This window comes from Achromobacter veterisilvae (assembly GCF_037619525.1).
Lineage (GTDB): Bacteria > Pseudomonadota > Gammaproteobacteria > Burkholderiales > Burkholderiaceae_B > Achromobacter > Achromobacter veterisilvae.
Genome location: NZ_CP148753.1, coordinates 1,931,505 through 1,951,113 on the forward strand (window position 1 = coordinate 1,931,505; position 19,609 = coordinate 1,951,113).

The 19,609-nt window shown below is 68.0% G+C and carries 16 protein-coding genes; 15 read left to right on the forward strand and 1 reads right to left on the reverse strand.

Annotation, left to right across the window (positions count from 1 at the left end; all coding sequences use genetic code 11):
* Positions 1-7: 7 nt before the first annotated feature.
* The 14 genes from rsmH (at position 8) to lpxC (ending at position 17,883) form a co-directional block, all read left to right on the forward strand.
* A complete protein-coding gene (rsmH, locus tag WHX56_RS09000; protein WP_129239276.1) occupies positions 8-1,105 on the forward strand; it encodes a 16S rRNA (cytosine(1402)-N(4))-methyltransferase RsmH in 1,098 nt (365 codons plus the stop codon).
* Positions 1,105-1,395: a cell division protein FtsL gene (gene ftsL, locus WHX56_RS09005; protein ID WP_129239275.1), complete on the forward strand. Its 291-nt coding sequence runs from the start codon at positions 1,105-1,107 to the stop codon at positions 1,393-1,395. Before rsmH ends, ftsL begins: the two co-directional genes overlap by 1 nt.
* A complete protein-coding gene (locus WHX56_RS09010) occupies positions 1,392-3,122 on the forward strand; it encodes a penicillin-binding protein 2 (protein WP_338881021.1) in 1,731 nt (576 codons plus the stop codon). Before ftsL ends, WHX56_RS09010 begins: the two co-directional genes overlap by 4 nt.
* Positions 3,119-5,980: a bifunctional UDP-N-acetylmuramoyl-L-alanyl-D-glutamate--2,6-diaminopimelate ligase MurE/UDP-N-acetylmuramoyl-tripeptide--D-alanyl-D-alanine ligase MurF gene (murF, locus tag WHX56_RS09015; RefSeq protein WP_338881022.1), complete on the forward strand. Its 2,862-nt coding sequence runs from the start codon at positions 3,119-3,121 to the stop codon at positions 5,978-5,980. Before WHX56_RS09010 ends, murF begins: the two co-directional genes overlap by 4 nt.
* Positions 5,970-7,139: a phospho-N-acetylmuramoyl-pentapeptide-transferase gene (gene mraY, locus WHX56_RS09020; RefSeq protein WP_129239272.1), complete on the forward strand. Its 1,170-nt coding sequence runs from the start codon at positions 5,970-5,972 to the stop codon at positions 7,137-7,139. The genes murF and mraY overlap by 11 nt, the downstream gene beginning before the upstream one ends.
* Entirely contained in the window at positions 7,136-8,668 is a 1,533-nt protein-coding gene (gene murD, locus WHX56_RS09025; protein WP_338881023.1) for a UDP-N-acetylmuramoyl-L-alanine--D-glutamate ligase, read from the forward strand. Before mraY ends, murD begins: the two co-directional genes overlap by 4 nt.
* Positions 8,665-9,858 carry a putative lipid II flippase FtsW gene (gene ftsW, locus WHX56_RS09030; RefSeq protein WP_129239270.1) on the forward strand — a complete coding sequence of 398 codons (1,194 nt, stop codon included), beginning with the start codon at positions 8,665-8,667 and terminating at the stop codon, positions 9,856-9,858. Before murD ends, ftsW begins: the two co-directional genes overlap by 4 nt.
* On the forward strand, positions 9,855-10,931 hold the full coding sequence (murG, locus tag WHX56_RS09035; protein ID WP_287755519.1) for an undecaprenyldiphospho-muramoylpentapeptide beta-N-acetylglucosaminyltransferase: 1,077 nt from the start codon (positions 9,855-9,857) through the stop codon (positions 10,929-10,931). The genes ftsW and murG overlap by 4 nt, the downstream gene beginning before the upstream one ends.
* Positions 10,928-12,334 (forward strand): UDP-N-acetylmuramate--L-alanine ligase, encoded by a 1,407-nt coding sequence (murC, locus tag WHX56_RS09040; RefSeq protein ID WP_129239268.1) that lies wholly within the window; start codon positions 10,928-10,930, stop codon positions 12,332-12,334. The genes murG and murC overlap by 4 nt, the downstream gene beginning before the upstream one ends.
* Positions 12,331-13,281, forward strand: a complete 951-nt coding sequence (locus WHX56_RS09045) for a D-alanine--D-alanine ligase (RefSeq protein WP_129239267.1) — start codon at positions 12,331-12,333, stop codon at positions 13,279-13,281. Before murC ends, WHX56_RS09045 begins: the two co-directional genes overlap by 4 nt.
* A gap of 12 nt (positions 13,282-13,293) precedes the next feature.
* The gene (locus tag WHX56_RS09050; protein ID WP_129239266.1) at positions 13,294-14,118 is read left to right on the forward strand and encodes a cell division protein FtsQ/DivIB; all 825 of its coding nucleotides are present in this window, start codon (positions 13,294-13,296) and stop codon (positions 14,116-14,118) included.
* Positions 14,119-14,122: 4 nt separating this feature from the next.
* The gene (gene ftsA, locus WHX56_RS09055) at positions 14,123-15,349 is read left to right on the forward strand and encodes a cell division protein FtsA (RefSeq protein WP_043542559.1); all 1,227 of its coding nucleotides are present in this window, start codon (positions 14,123-14,125) and stop codon (positions 15,347-15,349) included.
* A 188-nt stretch (positions 15,350-15,537) separates the two neighbouring features.
* A complete protein-coding gene (gene ftsZ / locus WHX56_RS09060) occupies positions 15,538-16,719 on the forward strand; it encodes a cell division protein FtsZ (protein WP_129239264.1) in 1,182 nt (393 codons plus the stop codon).
* A gap of 240 nt (positions 16,720-16,959) precedes the next feature.
* A complete protein-coding gene (gene lpxC / locus WHX56_RS09065; RefSeq protein ID WP_129239263.1) occupies positions 16,960-17,883 on the forward strand; it encodes a UDP-3-O-acyl-N-acetylglucosamine deacetylase in 924 nt (307 codons plus the stop codon).
* A gap of 197 nt (positions 17,884-18,080) precedes the next feature.
* On the opposite strand, the gene WHX56_RS09070 is transcribed toward lpxC, so the two are convergent.
* On the reverse strand, positions 18,081-18,488 hold the full coding sequence (locus WHX56_RS09070; protein WP_129239262.1) for a DciA family protein: 408 nt from the start codon (positions 18,486-18,488) through the stop codon (positions 18,081-18,083).
* Positions 18,489-18,615: 127 nt separating this feature from the next.
* Between WHX56_RS09070 and WHX56_RS09075 the strand changes: the two genes are divergently transcribed.
* Positions 18,616-19,584: a M23 family metallopeptidase gene (locus tag WHX56_RS09075; protein ID WP_338881752.1), complete on the forward strand. Its 969-nt coding sequence runs from the start codon at positions 18,616-18,618 to the stop codon at positions 19,582-19,584.
* The last annotated feature ends 25 nt before the right edge of the window (positions 19,585-19,609 follow it).

The window sequence follows — 19,609 nt, forward strand, 5'->3', positions numbered from 1 at the left end:
AAAAGTTATGGAATTCGAACATCGGCCCGTCTTGCTGGAGCCGACGGTGGACGCGCTATTGCTGGCCGGCTTCGGCGGCAAGGGCGCGGCACGGTCGCAAGAGCAAGCCGGGCCGGCTGCGGCTACGCGAGCGGAGAACGGTGTCTTCGTCGACGGCACCTTCGGGCGTGGCGGGCACAGCCGCGAACTCCTCGGCCGCCTGGGCCGGGACGCGCGGCTGGTCGTGTTCGACAAGGATCCGGAGGCGATCGCCGTAGCCAATGCCTTGGCGGCGGCGGACCCGAGGGTCACCGTGGTGCATGGCGGCTTTGCCACCATGGCCGAAGAATTGGAGCAGCTCGGCATCGGCAAGGTCGATGGCGTGATGCTGGATCTGGGCGTTTCCTCGCCTCAGATCGACGATGCCGAGCGCGGTTTCTCGTTCATGCGAGACGGCCCGCTCGACATGCGGATGGACACCACTCGTGGTCCCACGGTGGCGGATTGGCTGGCGCAAGCCAGTGTGGATGAGATGCGGGAGGTCATAGCGGATTATGGCGAAGAACGGTTTGCTTTTCAGGTTGCAAAGGCGATTGCTGCTCGCCGCGCAACAAGGCCGCTGCGCACCACGCTCGAGCTTGCCGAGTGCGTCGCCAGCGCCGTCCGCACGCGCGAAAAGGGGCAGCATCCGGCCACACGCACCTTTCAAGCTCTACGGATTTACATCAATCGGGAACTCGAAGAGCTCGCGCGCACCCTCGCGGCAGCTCTAGACCTGCTGGCTCCGGGGGGGAGATTGGCGGTGATCAGTTTTCATTCGCTTGAAGACCGCATGGTCAAGCAGTGCATCGCGGCGGCGGCTCGTCCGGCTGCCGCGCATGCGCGCCTGCCGCTGCGCGAAAGCGAAATGCCCCAGCCCGTGCTGCGTTCCCTTGGGCGCGTGGTGGCCGAAGACGACGAAGTCTCGGCCAATGCCCGCGCCCGTTCCGCCATTTTGCGCGTTGCCGAACGCACGGAGACGCCGCTGCCCGCCGAGGGCGGCTTCGCGTTCGTGAAGATCGGTTCCCTGCCGGGCAGCGACCTGGCTCCGCCGCCCCGGCGCGGCGGCAAGGGAGGGCGCCGCTAATGGGTCGCGTCAACCTGATCGTTGCGGCTTTGCTGATGCTGTCGGCCATTTCCCTGGTCACCAGCCGGTATCAGTCGCGCCAGCTCTTCGTCGAGCTGGGCCGCGATCAGGCGCAGGCGCGCGACCTCGAAACCAATTGGCGGCGCCTGCAGCTCGCTCGCGCCGAACTGGCCCGCAATGCGCGGGTGGACGCCATCGCGCGCGACGGCCTGAAGATGATCTCCATCGTTCCGGACCGCACGCTCTATATGAACCAGGCGCCAGTCCCGGCCGGCGGAGGCGCGCAATGAAACGCGTCCCCTTCTTCGACAACCCCGTGCTGCGCGGGCAATTGCCCACGTGGCGCGCGCGCCTGGTGCTGATCCTGCTGTTCGGCGGCTTCACCGTGCTGGCCGGCCGCGCCCTGTTCCTGCAGGGGCTGTCCACCGAATTCCTGCAGCAGCAGGGCGAGCGGCGCTATGAGCGCACGCTGACCCTGGCCGCCACGCGCGGCAAGATCATGGACCGCAATGGCACCGTGCTGGCGTCCAGCGTGCCGGCGCGCGCCATCTGGGCCATCCCCGAAGACGCCAAGCAGGCCACCGCGGCCCAGTTGGACACCCTGGCGAAGCTGCTGGAAACGCCCGCGGCCGACCTGCGCCACCGCCTCGTCGATGAAGACAAGAATTTCGTCTACCTGAAGCGCCAGGTCTCCATGGACGTGGCCGACAAGATCAAGCAATTGGGCATGCCTGGCGTGCACCAGCAGCCCGAAACGCGCCGCTATTATCCAGACGGCGACGTGATGGCCCACGTGGTGGGTTTCAACAGCGTCGAGGACCAGGGGCAGGAAGGCGTCGAACTGACGTTCAACCAGCAGCTCTCCGGCCGTCCGGGCAGCCGCCGCGTCATCAAGGACCGGCTGGGCCGCGTGATCGAAGACGTGCAGGCCGTCACGCTGCCGGTGGACGGCCGCGACTTGCGCCTGTCCATCGATACCCGTTTGCAGTTCCTGGTGTTCAAGGCCCTGAAAGACGCCATGGACAAGCACCAGGCCAAGGGCGCGACCGCGGTGGTCGTGGACGTGCATACGGGCGAGATCCTGGCCCTGGCCAACGTCCCGACCTTCGATCCCAACAAGCGCGAAACCTTCCACGGCGCCAATCTGCGCAACCAGGCGATCACCGATACGTTCGAGCCGGGCTCGATCATGAAGCCGTTCACCGCCGCGCTGGCGCTGGACCTGGGCCGCATCAGCACCACGACCCTGTTCGAGACCGGCAACGGCCGCTTCCAGTACCAGGGCAGCACGATCAGCGACGTGAGCCGCAACGGCACGCTGGACGTGGCCGGCGTGCTGCGCAAGTCCAGCAACATCGGCATGACGATGATCTCCGAGAAGCTGGAATCCCGTGAAATGTGGGACCGCTTCACCGAATTGGGCCTGGGCCAGGCGCCCCAGGTGGGATTCCCCGGCGCCGCGCCCGGCCGCTTGCGGCCGTGGGACCGCTGGCGCCTGATCGAGAAGGCCACGATGGCCTATGGCTACGGCCTGTCGGTGTCGCTGCTGCAGGTGGCGCGCGCCTATACCGTTTTCGCCCGCAATGGCGACATGGTGTCGCTGACCCTGGTCAAGCGCGACAGCGATCCCACCAGTGTCAAGATCTACACGCCCAGGACGGCCGGCCTGGTGCGCGGCATGCTCGAGGCCGCCGCCGGCCCCGAGGGCACCAAGGCCGCCCAGGTGCAGGGCTACCGCGTGGCCGGCAAGAGCGGCACCGCGCGCAAGATCGTCGACGGCAAGTACAGCATGCAGCGCTACCGTAGCTCGTACGTGGGCTTCGCCCCGGTGTCGGACCCGAAGATCGTGGTGGCCGTGTCCATCGACGAACCGACGGTCGGCGGCTATTACGGCGGCGCGATCGCCGCGCCCGTGTTCTCCCAGATCGTGGGGGGGAGCCTGCGGCTGATGGGGGTGCGTCCGGACGCGCCCTTCGAATCCACTATTGTTGCTGGTCTCAAGGAGCCAGGCAGATGAGCGCCAAAGGCTTCCTCTCTTCTTCCCCTGTCGCCACGGTTGCCGAAATCGTGGCGTGGTTGCATGCGCGCGTGCCGTTGACCGCGCACCTCAAGCTGGACTCCCGCGAGATCGAGCCGGGCGACGTGTTCGTCGCCTGCCCGGGCCTGTCCAGCGACGGACGCCTCTATATAGAGAAGGCGTTGGCGCTGGGCGCCAGCGCGGTCCTGTTCGAAGCGCCCGCCAGCGTAGCCATCGAGGCCGCGGCGGCGCAGGCCCCCATGCTGCCGGTGGCCGGCCTGCGCGACCTGCTGGGCGACCTGGCCGACACCTGGTATGGCCGGCCGTCCGCCGCGCTGGCGGTGGTGGCCGTGACGGGCACCAACGGCAAGACCTCGTCGGTGCAATGGATCGCGCACGCGCTGAGCCGCAACGACAAGCCTTGCGGCACCATCGGCACCCTGGGCGCCGTGCTGCCCGACGGCCGCACGCTGGGCGGGGACTTGACGACGCCGGACGTGCTGACCGTGCACCGCACGCTGGCCGCGATGCGCGACGCGGGTGCGAAGGCCGTGGCCATGGAGGCCTCGTCCATCGGCATCGAGCAGGGCCGGATGGACGGCGTGCGCGTGGCGCTGGCGGCGTTCACCAACCTGACGCGCGACCATCTCGATTATCACGGCACCATGGAGCGGTACGAAGCGGCCAAGGCGCGCCTGTTCCGCTGGCCGGGCCTGACCGCCGCCGTGGTCAACGCGGACGACGAGGCCGGGCGCCGCCTGATCGCGAGCCTGCCCGCGGGCATGGCGATGGGCTACAGCCTGAGCGATGCGCCCGAGATCCCCGCCGCCATGCGCGCGCGCGATCTCCAGGCCACGTCCCAGGGCCAGATCTTCACGCTGGTGTCGCCGCATGGCGAGGCCCAGATCGTGACGCGCCTGCTGGGCGCGCACAACGTCTCCAACCTGCTGCTCGTGGCGGGCGTGCTGTATCAGCTTGGCTTGCCGTTCGCGCAGATCGCGCGCGAACTGGCGGCGACCGATCCCGTCGATGGACGCCTGCAGACCGTGGAACCGCTGGGCTCCAACGGCGCGCAGGCCGGCACGGGCCGCGGTCCGCTGGTGGTGGTGGACTACGCCCATACGCCCGACGCCCTGTCGCGGGCGTTGACCGCCTTGCGCGGCGTCGCGGGGGCGCGTTCCGGCCGCCTGGTCTGCCTGTTCGGCTGCGGCGGCGAGCGGGATCCGGGCAAGCGGCCCGAGATGGGCCGCATCGCCGCGGGCCTGGCCGACCGCGTGGTCGTGTCCAGCGACAATCCGCGCACCGAATCGCCCGACGCCATCGTCCAGCAGATTCTTGCCGGCATCCCCGCGTCCGCGCGCGCCGACGTGCAGGTGGACCGCGCGCGCGCCATCATGCAGACCATCTGGGCGGCGTCGCCCGAAGACGTGGTGCTGCTGGCCGGGAAGGGGCACGAAACCTACCAGGACATCGGGGGCGAGAAACTGCCCTTCGACGACCGCGAGTGGGCCCGCCTCGCCATGCTGCTGCCGCAGGCCAGGGGCGTGTCCACGGACACGCGGCGCATCGGCGCGGGCGAACTGTTCGTGGCGCTGGTGGGCGAGAATTTCGACGCGCACGATTATCTGGACCAGGCCGAGGCGCGCGGCGCCTGCGCGGTCGTGGTGGCGCACGCCGTGGCCGGCGCCCGGCTGCCGCAGTTGGTGCTGGGCGACACCCGCGTGGCGCTGATGCGCATCGGCGCGGCCTGGCGCGCGCAGTTCTCCCTGCCGGTGATCGCGGTGACCGGCAGCAACGGCAAGACCACGACCAAGGAAATGATCTCGGCCATGCTGGCCGACTGGCGCGGCGAGGCGGGCCGCCTGGCCACCGCGGGCAACCTCAACAACGACATCGGCGTGCCGCTGACGCTGCTGCGCCTGCGCCCCGAGCACCGCGCGGCGGTGTTCGAGCTGGGCATGAACCACCCCGGCGAAATCGCCCAACTGGCCGCGATGGCGGCGCCCTCGGTGGCGCTGGTGACCAACGCGCAGCGCGAGCACCAGGAATTCATGCACAGCGTGGAAGCGGTGGCGCACGAGAACGGCGCCGCGATCGCCGCGCTGCCCGAGGACGGCGTGGCCGTCTATCCGGGCGACGAGCCGTATTCCACGGTCTGGGATGCCCTGGCCGAGCCGCGCCGCGTGCTGCGCTTCGGCTTGCAGCCGGGCCTGGACGTCTATGCGGAGCAGATCCTGGCCGACGTGGACGCCACGCGCTGCCGCGTGGTGACGCCGGTCGGCACCGCCGACCTGGCGCTGCCGGTGCCCGGCCTGCACAACCTGCGCAATGCGCTGGCGGCCATCGCCAGCGCCATCGCGGCGGGCGTGCCGCTGGACAGCGCGGTGCGCGCGCTGGCGGGCTTCAGCCCCGTCTCGGGCCGCATGCAGCACAAGAAAATGAGCGACGGAACCTTGCTCATCGACGACACCTACAACGCGAACCCCGATTCGGTTCGCGTGGCCATCGACGTGCTGGCGCGCATCGCCGGCACGCGCGTCCTCGTACTGGGCGACATGGGCGAGGTCGGGGACAACGGCCCCGCCATGCATGTCGAAGTGGGCAATTACGCGCGCGAGCAGGGGCTCGACGCGCTCATCACGCTAGGCGACGCCAGCCGGGCGGCATCGGCCGCATTCGGAGAGGGCGCGCACGCCTGCGCATCGGTAGACGAAGTGGTTGCCGCGTTGCGCGGCTTGCGCCCGTCCTGCGTATTGGTAAAGGGATCGCGCTTTATGCGCATGGAGCGGGTAGTGACGGCTTTTTCCACGAATGAAGGCACGGCGGCCAAGGGGCAGGGAGAGCACGATGCTGCTTGAAATCGCCCGTTTGCTTTCCGATGATGTGCGCGCGCTGGGGGTGTTCGAATACATCACCCTGCGCGCGGTCCTGGCGTGCGCGACGGCGCTGCTGATCGGCCTGGTGGCCGGCCCGCGCGTGATCCGCAAACTGACCGAAATGAAGATCGGCCAGGCCGTGCGCTCCTACGGCCCGGAATCCCACCTGGTCAAGACGGGCACCCCCACGATGGGCGGCGTGCTGATCCTGATCTCGATCGCCATCAGCACCTTGCTGTGGGCGGACTGGACCAACCGCTTCGTGTGGGTGGTGCTGCTGGTGACCTTCGGTTTCGGCTGGATCGGCTGGATGGACGATTACCGCAAAGTGGTCTATCGCGATCCGGAAGGCATGCCGGCGCGGCAAAAGTTCTTCTGGCAGGCCACGATCGGCATGGTGGCCGCGGTGTACCTGGCGTTCGCCGTGTCGGCGCCGGCCAATACCGAGCTGTGGCCCTTGTTCAAGGCGTGGGTGGGCAGCGGCTTCACGATGTCGCTGCCGACGCGCGCCGACCTCATCGTCCCGTTCTTCAAGACGGTGAGCTACCCCCTGGGCGTGCTGGGGTTCGTCGCGCTGACCTGGGCGGTCATCGTCGGCACCAGCAATGCCGTGAACCTGACCGACGGCCTGGACGGCCTGGCCATCATGCCCACCGTGATGGTGGGCAGCGCGCTGGGCATCTTCGCCTACGTGGTCGGCCGCGTGGACTATTCGAAGTACCTGCTGTTCCCCTACATCCCCGGCGCATCGGAATTGATGGTGCTGTGCGCCGCGATCGGCGGCGCCGGGCTGGCGTTTTTATGGTTCAACGCGTATCCGGCGCAGGTCTTCATGGGCGACGTCGGCGCGCTGGCGCTGGGCGGCGCGCTGGGCACCATCGCCGTCATCGTGCGCCAGGAAATCGTGCTGTTCATCATGGGCGGCGTGTTCGTGGTCGAGACGCTGTCCGTGATGATCCAGGTGACTTGGTTCAAGTACACCAAGCGACGTTATGGAACAGGTCGACGCATTTTCCGCATGGCCCCGCTGCATCATCACTTTGAAGTGGGCGGCTGGAAGGAAACCCAGGTGGTCGTGCGTTTCTGGATCATCAGCATGATGCTGGTGCTGATTGGCCTCTCTACCCTGAAGTTGCGATGAATACGATGGAAACCTCCCGTGCCGGCGCGCCGCTCGTCCTGATCCTCGGATTGGGCGAGACGGGCGCGGCCGCCGCAAGCTGGTGCGCCCGCCAGGGCGCCCGCCTGCGCGTGGCCGACACGCGCGCCGAACCGGGTGGGCTGGCCGCGCTGCGCGAGACGCTGGCGCAGAGCGAGGTGGAATACCGCCTGGGTTGCGAAGAGTCCTTCGACACGGCGCTGCTCGATGGCGTGGACCAGGTGGTGCTGAGCCCCGGCCTGGTGCCGGCGCAGGCCCCCGCCGCGAATCTGCTGCGCGAGGCCGAAGCCCGCGGCATCGAGATCGTCGGCGAGATCGAACTGTTTGCGCGCGCCCTGGCTGAATTGGCCGAGACGCGCGAGTACCGGCCGCGCCTGCTGGCCGTGACCGGCACCAACGGCAAGACCACCGTCACCGCGCTGACGCGCCAGTTGATCGAGGCCAGCGGCCTGTCGGTCGTGGCGGCGGGCAATATCAGCCCCGCGGCGCTGGCCGCGCTGATGGCGGCGCTGGATGCCGATTCGCTGCCGCAAGTCTGGGTGCTGGAGCTGTCCAGCTTCCAACTGGAAACGACGCGCTCGCTCATGGCCGACGCGGCCGTCGTGCTGAACGTCACGCAGGACCATCTGGACTGGCATGGCGGCATGGAAGCCTATGCGCACGCCAAGGCGCGCCTGCTGAAGATGGCCCGCGTGGCCATCGTGAACCGCGAAGACCCGTACACGGTCGGCATGGTGCCCGCCCTGAACGCCATGAACGTGCGCAGCTTCGGCCGCGACGTGCCGGAACTGGTCGGCGACATGGGCCTGGAGCTGGGCCAGGGCGTGGCCTGGCTGGTGGCAAGCGAGCCGAACGACTTCGACGAGCCCGCGCCGCCTCCGCGCCGCAAGAAGGACGCGCCCGAGCCCGTGCGGGCCAAGGGCCGCATGAGCCGCCTGATGCCGGTGGATGCCCTGCGCATCCGCGGCATCCACAATGCCTTGAACGCGCTGGCCGCCCTGCAGCTTGCCCGCTGCCTGGACCTCGGCTGGGGCGCCATGCTGCGCGCGCTGCGCGAATACGCCGGCGAGCCCCACCGCGCCGCGTTCGTGCGCACCATCGGCGGCGTGGACTACATCAACGACAGCAAGGGCACCAACGTCGGCGCCACCGTGGCCGCGCTGGAAGGCCTGGGCCAGCCGGTCGTGCTGATCGCCGGCGGGCAGGGCAAGGGCCAGGATTTCTCGCCGCTGATCCCCGTGGTGTCGCGCCATGCGCGCGCCGTGATGCTGATCGGCGTGGACGGACCCGAGATCGGACGCGTGCTGGCTTCGACGGGCGTGAATTGCGTGGCCGTCGATACGCTGCGCGACGCCGTGCGCGGCGCAGCCGACCTGGCGCAGCCCGGCGACGCCGTGCTGCTGTCGCCGGCCTGCGCCAGCCTCGACATGTTCCGCAACTACCCGCATCGCGGGCAGGTGTTCGTGGAAGAGGTCGAAGACCTGGCCCGCGACCGGGGAGAGGTGGCATGAGCCTCATCGCCGATCTCACCGCCAGCGTCAACGCCGTACGGCCCGGCCGTACCCGCATGCGCAACTTCGATCTGCCGCTGGTCATCGCGGCGTCGACGTTGCTGCTGCTCGGCTTGCTGATGGTGTATTCGGCGTCGATCGCGCTGGCCGACGGCCCGCGCTACGCGTCCTATGGACGCTACTATTTCGTGATCCGCCATGGCTTGTTCATCAGCGCCGGCCTGGTCGGCGCGGCCGTGGTGCTGGCGATTCCCATCCGCGTCTGGCAGCGCATGGCGGTGCCGATGTTCGTGCTGGCCATCATCCTGCTGGTCGCCGTGCTGATCCCGGGCATCGGCCGCGAAGTGAACGGCGCGCACCGCTGGATCCCGCTGGGGCCGCTCAACTTCCAGCCTTCCGAACTCATGAAGCTGGCCGCGCTGCTCTACGCCGCCGACTACACCGTGCGCAAGCAGGAACACATGCAGGCCTTCGCCCGCGGCTTCCTGCCCATGGCGTTCGCGCTGGCCGGCGTGGGCATGCTGCTGTTGCTGGAGCCCGACCTGGGCGCCTTCATGGTGATCGTGGCGATCGCCATCGGCATCCTGTTCCTGGGCGGAATCAACGGCAAGTACTTCAGCAGCCTGCTGGCCGTGCTGGTCAGCACTTTCCTGATGCTGATCTGGCTGTCGCCGTGGCGCCGCGCGCGCCTGTTCGCGTACCTGGATCCCTGGAACGAAGACAACGCCTACGGCAGCGCGTACCAGCTATCGCATTCGCTGATCGCGCTGGGCCGCGGGGAATGGCTGGGCGTGGGCCTGGGCGCCAGCGTCGAGAAACTGCACTACCTGCCCGAGGCGCACACCGACTTCCTGATGGCCGTGGTGGGCGAGGAACTGGGCTTTGCCGGCGTGATGCTGGTCATTACCCTGTTCGCCATCATCGTGTACCGCGGCTTCGACATCGGCCGCCAGGCCATCGCCATGGAACGCACCTTCGCGGGCCTGGTGGCGCATGGCGTGGCCATGTGGTTCGGCGTGCAGGCCTTCATCAACATGGGCGTCTGCCTGGGCCTGCTGCCCACCAAGGGCCTGACCCTGCCGCTGATGAGCTATGGCGGCTCGGGCGTGGTGATGAACCTGTGCGCCCTGGCCATGCTTATCCGGGTCGACGTGGAAAACCGCATCATGATGCGCGGAGGACGGGTATGACCGCGTCCCGCACCATCCTGATCATGGCCGGCGGCACCGGCGGGCACATCATGCCCGGCCTGGCCGTGGCCGACGTGCTGCGCGGGCGCGGCTGGCGCGTGCTGTGGCTGGGCAATCCCGACAAGATGGAAGGCAGGCTGGTGCCGCCGCGCGGCATCGAACTGGTGCCGTTGCGCTTCCAGGGCGTGCGCGGCAAGGGCGTGTCCGCCCTGCTGAAGCTGCCGTTCCTGTTGCTGCGCGCCTTTGCGCAAGCCTGGGCGCGGCTGTCCGAGGTGCGCCCGGACGTGGTGCTGGGCATGGGCGGCTATGTGGCCTTCCCGGGCGGCGTGATCGCCGCGTTGCGCGGCACGCCGCTGGTCGTGCACGAACAGAACGCCGTGGCCGGCACCGCCAACAAATGCCTGGCCAGGATGTCGCGCCGCGTGCTCAGCGGATTCCCCGATGTATTGCCCAAGGGCGAGGCCATGGGCAACCCGGTGCGCGCCGAACTGTGCGCGCTGCCGGATCCGGCGCGGCGCTATGCGGCGCGCACGGGCCCGCTGCGCATGCTCGTCGTGGGCGGCAGCCTGGGGGCGCAAGCCCTGAACACGATAGTCCCGCAGGCGCTGGCGCGCATGCCGCAGGACAGCCGCCCGACGGTGATCCACCAGGCCGGCGAACAACATTTGCCCGCGCTGCAGCAGGCCTACGCCCAGGCGGGCGTCCAGGCCGACTGCCGCGCGTTCATCGACGACATGGCCGGCGCCATGGGCGATGCCGATCTGCTGATCTGCCGCGCGGGCGCCATGACGGTGTCGGAAGTGGCCGCGGCCGGCGTCGCGGCGCTGTTCATGCCGCTGCCGCATGCCATCGATGACCACCAGACCGCCAACGCGCGCTTTCTGAGCGACGCGCAGGCCGCTTGGCTGCAGCCGCAATCCGCCATGACGCCCGAGTGGCTGGCGGATTGGCTGGGCCAGCGTTCCCGACAAGAACTGCAAGCCGTCGCAGAACGGGCCCGCGCGCATGCGCGCCCCGAAGCGGCGGCCCATATCGCCGACGTCTGTGAACAAGCAGCGGGGCGTTCATCATGAAACACAGAATTCAACATATCCATTTCGTAGGCATCGGCGGCTCGGGCATGAGCGGCATTGCCGAGGTGCTGCTCAACCTGGGCTACGCGATCAGCGGTTCCGACCTGAACGAGTCGGCCGTGACGCGCCGCCTGGCCGGCCTGGGCGTGAAGATCGCCATCGGCCACGCGGCCAGCAACGTCACCGGCGCCGGCGCCATCGTGACGTCCACCGCGGTGGCCGGCGACAACCCCGAGGTGATCGCGGCCCGTTCGGCGCGCATCCCGGTCGTGCCGCGCGCCATCATGCTGGCCGAGCTGATGCGCCTGAAGCGCGGCATCGCCGTTGCCGGGACCCACGGCAAGACGACCACGACCAGCCTGGTGGCCAGCGTGCTCGCCGCCGGCGAACTGGATCCGACCTTCGTTATCGGCGGCCGCCTGAATTCGGCCGGCGCCAATGCGCGGCTGGGGCAGGGCGACTACATCGTGGTCGAGGCCGACGAATCCGACGCTTCTTTCCTGAACCTGCTGCCGGTGATGGCCATCGTGACCAACATCGACGCCGATCACATGGATACCTACGGGCACGACGTGGCGCGCCTGAAGAGCGCCTTCATCGAGTTCACGCAGCGCCTGCCGTTCTATGGCAGCGCCGTGCTCTGCTCGGACGACGCGAACGTGCGGGAGATCATGCCCTTCGTGTCGCGTCCGATCACGACCTACGGCCTGAACGAAGACGCGCAGGTGCGGGCCTATGAAGTGCAGCCGGCCGGCACGCGCATGCGCTTCAACGTGCAGCGCACCTATATGGACACGCTGCTGCCGCCGCTGGAAGTGGAACTGAACCTGCCGGGCCTGCACAACGTGCGCAACGCGCTGGCGGCGATCGCGGTGGCGACCGAACTGGGCGTGTCCGACGACGCGATCCGGGACGCGCTGGCCTCGTTCAAGGGCGTGGGCCGCCGCTTCACCCAGACGGGCGAGTTCCCGGTGCCGGCCAGCCACGGCGGCGGCACCTTCACGGTGATCGACGACTACGGCCACCATCCGGTGGAGATGGCGGCCACGCTGGCCGCCGCGCGCGGCGCCTGGCCCGACCGCCGCATCGTGCTGGCGTTCCAGCCGCACCGCTACACGCGGACGCGGGATTGCTTCGAGGATTTCGTGCGGGTGCTGGGCACGGCGGACGCCGTGCTGCTGACCGAGGTGTACGCCGCGGGCGAGCCGCCCCTGGTGGCGGCCGACGGCCGGGCCCTGTCGCGCGCGCTGCGCGTGGCCGGCAAGGTCGAGCCCGTGTTCGTCGAAGACGTGGCGGAGCTGCCGCAGACCGTGGTGGACTTCGTGCGTGACGGCGACGTCGTGATTGTCATGGGGGCGGGTTCGATCAGCAAGGTCCCCGCCCAGGTAGGAGAGCTGGCATGAGCACGCAATTCGGCAAAGTGGGTGTGTTGTACGGCGGGCGTTCCGCCGAGCGCGAGGTGTCCCTGATGTCGGGCGCGGGCGTGCACCAGGCGCTGCTCAGCGCCGGCGTGGACGCGCACCTGTTCGACACCGGCGAGCGCAGCCTGTCCGAACTGGCGGCGCAGGGCTTCGACCGCGTGTTCATCGCCTTGCACGGCCGCTATGGCGAGGACGGCACGATCCAGGGCGCCCTGGAGCTGCTGGGCATCCCCTACACCGGCAGCGGCCCGCTGGCCTCGGCGCTTGCCATGGACAAGACCATGACCAAGCGCGTGTGGTTGCAGCACGGCCTGCCCACGCCCGCATTCGAAGTGCTGGACGCGGACACCGAACTGCGCCTGGTGCCGGACCGCCTGAACCTGCCGCTGATCATCAAGCCGCCGCACGAGGGCTCGACCGTGGGCATCACCAAGGTGGTGGGCTATTCCGACATGAAGGAAGGCTACGCCGCGGCCGCGCGCTTCGACAGCGAGGTGCTGGCCGAGCAGTTCATCACCGGCCGCGAGCTGACCGTGGCGGTGCTGGGCGGCGGCAAGACCGCGCGCGCGCTGCCCGTGATCGAGATCGCCGCGCCCGGCGGCAACTACGACTACGAGCACAAGTACTTCTCCGACGATACCCAGTACTTCTGCCCGGCCACCCTGCCGCCCGAAGTGGCGGAGGAAGTCGCCGAGATCGCCGTCAAGGCGTACCGGGCGCTGGACTGCGAAGGCTGGGGCCGCGCCGACTTCATCCTCGACCGGGACAACCGGCCGTGGCTGCTTGAAATGAATACCTCGCCTGGCATGACCAGCCATTCACTCGTGCCCATGGCCGCCAAGGCGGTGGGGATCAGCTATGCCGATCTGTGCGTGGCGATTTTGTCCGAGGCTGCGTGCAAGGTGCGCAGCCCCGCCCGCAACGCTTGACCTGGATACTCTGTGTGGAACGACGCTCGCACTACCAACCTGATCGCCAACACGCTGGCCGTGCTGGCGGTTTGCGCCATGCTCATCGCGGGCGTGGTGTGGGTAGCGCAACGCCCGTTCTTCACGCTGTCGGCCATCGAGCTGGAGTCCATGCCGGACACCGAGCTGCACTATGTGTCGCCGGGGGCGGTGCGATCGGCGATCGCCGGCCGCTTCAGGGGCAACTTCTTCACGGTGGACCTGGACGACGCGCGGGAGATCTTCGAGTCGGTTCCGTGGGTCCGGCATGCCACCGTGCGGCGGATCTGGCCGAACGTGCTGCGCGTGCGGATCGAGGAACAGCAGCCTTTGGCGCTGTGGAACGAGAACCAGATGATCAACACCTGGGGCGAGGCGTTCACGGCCAACACGGGCGAGGTGGACGACGAGACCGTGCTGCCGCAGTTCTCCGGCCCCGAGGGCACCGAGTCGCTGGTCGTGCAGCGCTATGCCGAACTGGCGCGCTGGTTCGCCCCGCTGGACATGCACGTCAAGCAGTTGGAGCTGAGCCCGCGCTACGCCTGGCGCGTCGTGCTGTCCAACGGCATGTCGCTGGACCTGGGACGCGATCCGGGCGCCGATGCGCCCGACCCGCACGGCTTGCCGGGCGCATTGCCGTTCGCGGCCCGTATTCAACGCTTTGTGCAGGCGTGGCCCGCCGTGGCGGGGCGCCTGGAAGGGCGCACCGTGACGCAGGCCGACCTGCGCTATCCGAATGGTTTCGCCCTGGCGCTGGCCCCGTTGCCGCCGTCGGAAACCAAAACCAAATCCACACCGAAACCTCCCAAGAAACGCTAACGCCATGACCCGTGACATCAAGGACCTTATCGTCGCCCTCGATATCGGCACCAGCAAGGTGGTGGCTGTGGTGGCTGAAATCCTGCCTGAAGGGCGATTCGAAGTGCTCGGCCTCGGCCAGCACGAATCGCGCGGCATGCGCAAGGGCGTGGTCGTCAATATCGAGACCACTGTGAATTCCATCCAGCGCGCGCTTGAAGAAGCCGAGCTGATGGCAGATTGCAAGATTCGCGACGTCTACACCGGCATTGCCGGCAGCCATATCCGCAGCTTCAATTCCAGCGGCATGGTCGCCGTGAAGGACAAGGAAGTCACCGCCACCGACGTCGCCCGCGTCATCGAGACCGCCAAGGCGGTGAACATCCCCACCGACCAGCAGGTGCTGCACGTGCTGACGCAGGAGTTCATCGTCGACGGCCAGGAAGACATCCGCGAGCCCATCGGCATGAGCGGCCTGCGCCTGGAAGTGCGCGTGCACATCGTGACGGGCGCGGTCAGCGCCGCGCAGAACATCGTGAAGTGCGTGCGCCGCTGCGGCCTGGAAGTGCAGGACCTGATCCTGCAGCCCCTGGCCTCCAGCCTGGCCGTGCTGACGGCCGACGAGAAGGAACTGGGCGTCGTGCTGGTCGACATCGGCGGAGGCACCACCGACGTGGCGATCTTCACCGGCGGCGCGATCCGCCACACCGCCGTGCTGCCCATCGCCGGCGACCAGATCACCAACGACATCGCGGCGATGCTGCGCACGCCGACGCCCGATGCCGAGGAAATCAAGCTGCGCTACGGCGTGGCCAAGCAGGTCCTGGCCAGCCCGGACGAATCCGTGGAAGTCCCGGGCCTGGGCGACCGAGGCCCGCGCCAGGTCAAGCGCCAGGCGCTGGGCGCGGTGATCGAGCCGCGCGTGGAAGAGCTGTTCACGCTGGTGCAGCAGGTCGTGCGCGACTCCGGCTACGAGGATCTGCTGGCTTCCGGCGTGGTCCTGACCGGGGGCTCGGCGCAATTGCCCGGCATGATCGAACTGGCCGAGGACGTGTTCCTCAAGCCGGTGCGCGTGGCGGTGCCCGAATACGAAGGCAGCCTGGCCGACGTGATGCGCAATCCGCGCTTCTCGACGGTGATGGGTCTGTTGCAGGAAGCGCGGATGCAGCGGGTGCGCGGCCGCAAGGTCGCCGCCCAGACGGGCAACTTCAAGACCCTGCTTGCGCGCATGAAGGAATGGTTCATGAATTAGGTAGAGGGGGGCAGGTTGGGGCCTGCTCCTTGGGTCGGCCGGCAGCGGCACCGCTGGCCGTACCAAAAAGAGGGGAGGCGCTTCAAACCCGTTGCGGGCCAGGCCGGCGACGTGTTTGAGGCGATTCACAAGAAATAGGTTGTTGGGGAATTTTGTGATTTGCAAATCGGACTTGTGAGGGAGTCATCATGATGAACTTTGAGATGCTTGAGAACACCACCAAAGGGACCGTAATAAAGGTCGTTGGTGTGGGCGGTGCGGGCGGCAATGCCGTGGCGCACATGATTCGCAGCGGCGTGAACGGCGTGGATTTCGTCTGCGCCAACACCGATGCGCAGGCACTGGCGGCGACCAACGCCCCGGTGCAGATCCGCCTGGGCCGCACGGGCCTGGGCGCGGGCGCCAAGCCCGAGCAGGGACGCGCATCGGCCGAAACCGCGCGCGAGGAGATCCGTGCCGCGCTGAACGGCGCGCACATGGTCTTCATCACCGCCGGCATGGGCGGTGGCACCGGCACCGGCGCGGGTCCGGTCGTGGCCGAAGTGGCGAAGGAGCTGGGCATCCTGACCGTGGGCGTGGTCACGAAGCCTTTCACCTTCGAAGGCAACAAGCGCATGAAGATGGCCGAGGACGGTATCTCGGAACTGGCCAAGCACGTGCATTCGCTCATCGTGGTGCTCAACGAGAACCTCTATGAACTGATGGACGAGGACGCGACGCAGGAAGACTGCTTCCGTTCCGCCGACGACATCCTGCACAACGCCTGCGCGGGCATCGCCGAAATCATCAACGTCGAAGGCAACGTCAACGTCGACTTCGAAGACGTCAAGACGATCATGGGCGAACAGGGCCAGGCCATGATGGGCACGGCATCGGCTTCCGGCGCGGACCGCGCCCGAGTCGCCGCCGAGCACGCCATTGCTTGCCCGCTGCTGGAAGGCGTGGACCTGAACGGCGCTCGCGGCGTGCTGGTCAACATCACCGCCAGCCGCTCGCTGAAGATGCGCGAAACGCGCGAAATCATGGAAACGATCCGCAGCTACGCTTCGGACGACGCCACCGTGATCTTCGGCACCGCCTACGACGAGTCCATGGGCGAGAACCTGCGCGTGACCGTGGTCGCGACCGGCCTGGGCCGCGCGCAATCGCGTCCGCAACTGGTGCAGAACACCGCTGAAGTGCTGCGCACGGGCACCGACAACCTGCCCATGGGCGGGATGCCGGCCGGCCAGGGCGACTACCGCAACCTGGACATGCCCTCGGTCATGCGCAATCCGCGCAGCCAGGCTTCGGCCCAGGTGCGCGCGCTGGAAAGCTCGGGCATGGATCATTTCGACATCCCGGCGTTCCTGCGCAAGCAGGCGGATTGAACCAAAGAGCCGGCCACAGGCTCTAAACGCACTCCCTCATCTCCGGCTCGCCTGTCCCCTCGGGCGAGCCGGAGGCGGAGCGGTCCGTGTTTCCCTTGCACGGTATAAATAGGGGACGGAGGTATAGGGCGGTCCGGACGCCAGATGGCGCCAGGGATCGTACAGAGTTACAATACGTCAGTTACGCCGGCAATTTGTTCGCTATCTTGCCGGCTTCCTGGCTCAAATCACCCAAGTCTCATGTTCCGACAGCGCAGCATCCAGAATCTCGTCCGCACGACAGGCGTCGGCGTCCACTCCGGACGGCGGGTCGAGCTCACCTTGCGCCCGGCACAGCCCAACACGGGCATCGTTTTCCATCGCGTCGATCTGCCCCAGGTCGTGGACCTGCCTGCCCAGGCGGCCGGCGTGGGCGACACGCGCATGGCGTCCGTGCTGCAGCAGGGCAACGTCCGCGTTTCCACGGTCGAACACCTCATGTCGGCGCTGGCCGGCCTGGGTATCGACAACCTGCACATCGACCTGACGGCCGAAGAAGTCCCGATCATGGACGGCAGCGCGGCGACGTTCGTCTATCTGCTGCGCTCGGCGGGCATCGTCGAACAGAACGCGCCCAAGCAATTCATCCGCGTGCTGAAGCCCGTGGAAGTGCGCGAAGGCGAAGGCCGCAATGAAAAATGGGCGCGCCTGGAACCCCACGAAGGTTTCGCGCTGGCGTTCTCCATCGACTTCCGGCACCCGGCGATCGACTCCACGGCCAATTTCGCCGAGATCGATTTCGCGACGCACTCGTACGTGCGCGAGATCGCCCGCGCGCGCACCTTCGGTTTCGTGAACGAAGTCGAGGCCCTGCGCTCGATGGGCCTGGCCCGCGGCGGCAGCCTGGACAACGCCATCGTCATGGACGAGTACCGCGTGCTCAACAGCGACGGGCTGCGCTACGACGACGAATTCGTGAAGCACAAGATCCTGGACGCCATCGGCGACCTGTATCTGCTGGGCAAACCCTTGGTGGCGCGCTACGTGGCGTGCAAGTCGGGCCATGGCCTGAACAATCAGTTGGCCCGCGCGCTGCTGGCGCAGCGCGATGCCTGGGAACTGATCACCTATGAATCGCAGGCGGAGGCGCCGCAGGCCTTCCGCCACGAGTGGCAACTGGCCTGATCGGCCCACCCGCTACCCGCGGCGCCTGCGCTGTCATTGTGCGAGGTTAGGCCTCGGACAACTTCCGGAGGATGAGGTGGTCGTCATCCTCTCGCGCTTAAGGCGCAAACCAGCGGCAAACCATAGTATCGATCCGTCCGAGAACTTGGTTTCGCTTCGTTTCCGGGCGCGATTGCCGCCGGACAAGCCTCGCGGCTTCAGCTACTCTTGTGGTGCTTCAGAAGCTTGGCGACCGCGTCGGCCAGCGGCCCGGGACGCAGCTTGTCATGCAGCGTCTCGAACGCGCCCAGGGCGGTTTCGCCCAGGGGCTGCGCCTCTTTGGGAGGGCGCGCCTGGCGGGAGCCGGGTTTGGGCAAACCCGCTTGTACCTTGACGGCGATTTCGTTAAGGTTCCAGCCTTGGTCCGCCAGGGTCCGCGCGATGCGCGGCGCCAACTGACGCATTTTGGCCGCATGAGCGGCACTCGGCACCACCAGGTGCAGGCACTGGTTTTCCAGCTTGCCCACCTGGCACACGGCGCCCAGCGGGGCGGGCAGAACCGCCGCCACCGCGTACTGGATTTGCAAGTGCTTGCGGGCGGTCGCCAAGACGCCGGCGCCCCGCATGTCATGACCCAGCCATCCCAGGGCGGTATTTTCTTTCCGCCGGCTGGAACTGGAACGTTGACGGTATGAAGTGGGTCTATTCATCCCGGCTCTAAGAATTAGGAAGCAAACCTTGAAGATCGTGATTATGCACGCCCGCGACGGGCAGGACGGGCATTTCACCCTGGGCGGCGGGCACCTTGCGCTGTTCCTGGGGCTCGCCTTGATCATGGCGGCCATCTGCGGCGCCGCGCTGCAACGATACCTTACTCCCATCCTGCCGGCCGTACACACCGTGGGCTGGCCTTTGTCGAACCAACCGGGGCGCGACGCCGATTTCCTGCGCGGGAACATGAACCTGCTGGCGGCCAAGGTGGGGGCCCTGCAGGCCAAGCTGGTGAGCATCGACGGCCTGGGCCAGCGCGTGGCCAAGGTCGCCGGCGTGGCCTATACCGATCCCGAACTGGCCAAGCAACTGGCCCTGGCGCAGCCGGAGGCGCTGATCCAGCCCGAGGCCACCCAGGTCATGGACGACCTGTTCACCGACCATCCGCCGCCCAGCGCGGCGTCGGCCGAGGCCCTGGGCCGCCAGCTCGACGACATCCAGGCCAGGCTGTCCCAGCAGACCGACAACCTGAAGCTGCTGGATGCGGCGCTGACGCGGCGCTCGGCCGACCAGGCCCGTATGCCGACCGCCATGCCCATCACCGATTACCCCTACCTCAGCTCGTCCTACGGCTGGCGCCGCAATCCGGTGACGGGCCGCAGCGCCATGCACGAGGGGCTGGATTTCGCCGCGCCTCCCGGCACGCCCATCCTGGCGGCCTCGGGCGGCGTGGTGCTGGAATCCAAATTCCAGCCGGGCTACGGCAATATGGTCGAGATCGACCATGGCGACGGCCTGGTCACCCGCTATGCCCACGCCTCGTCCCTGCTGGTCAAGCAGGGGCAACTGGTCGAGCGCGGCCAGCAGGTCGCCCGCGTGGGCAGTTCCGGCCGGTCCACCGGTCCGCACCTGCACTTCGAGGTGCGCCTGGCGGGACAGCCCCTCGACCCCCGCCTGTTCCTGGGGCCGCAGCAGAACGCGCCGCCCGCCGTGGCCCACGCCGCGCAGTGAACGGCCGGCGCGCGGGCCGGTCAAA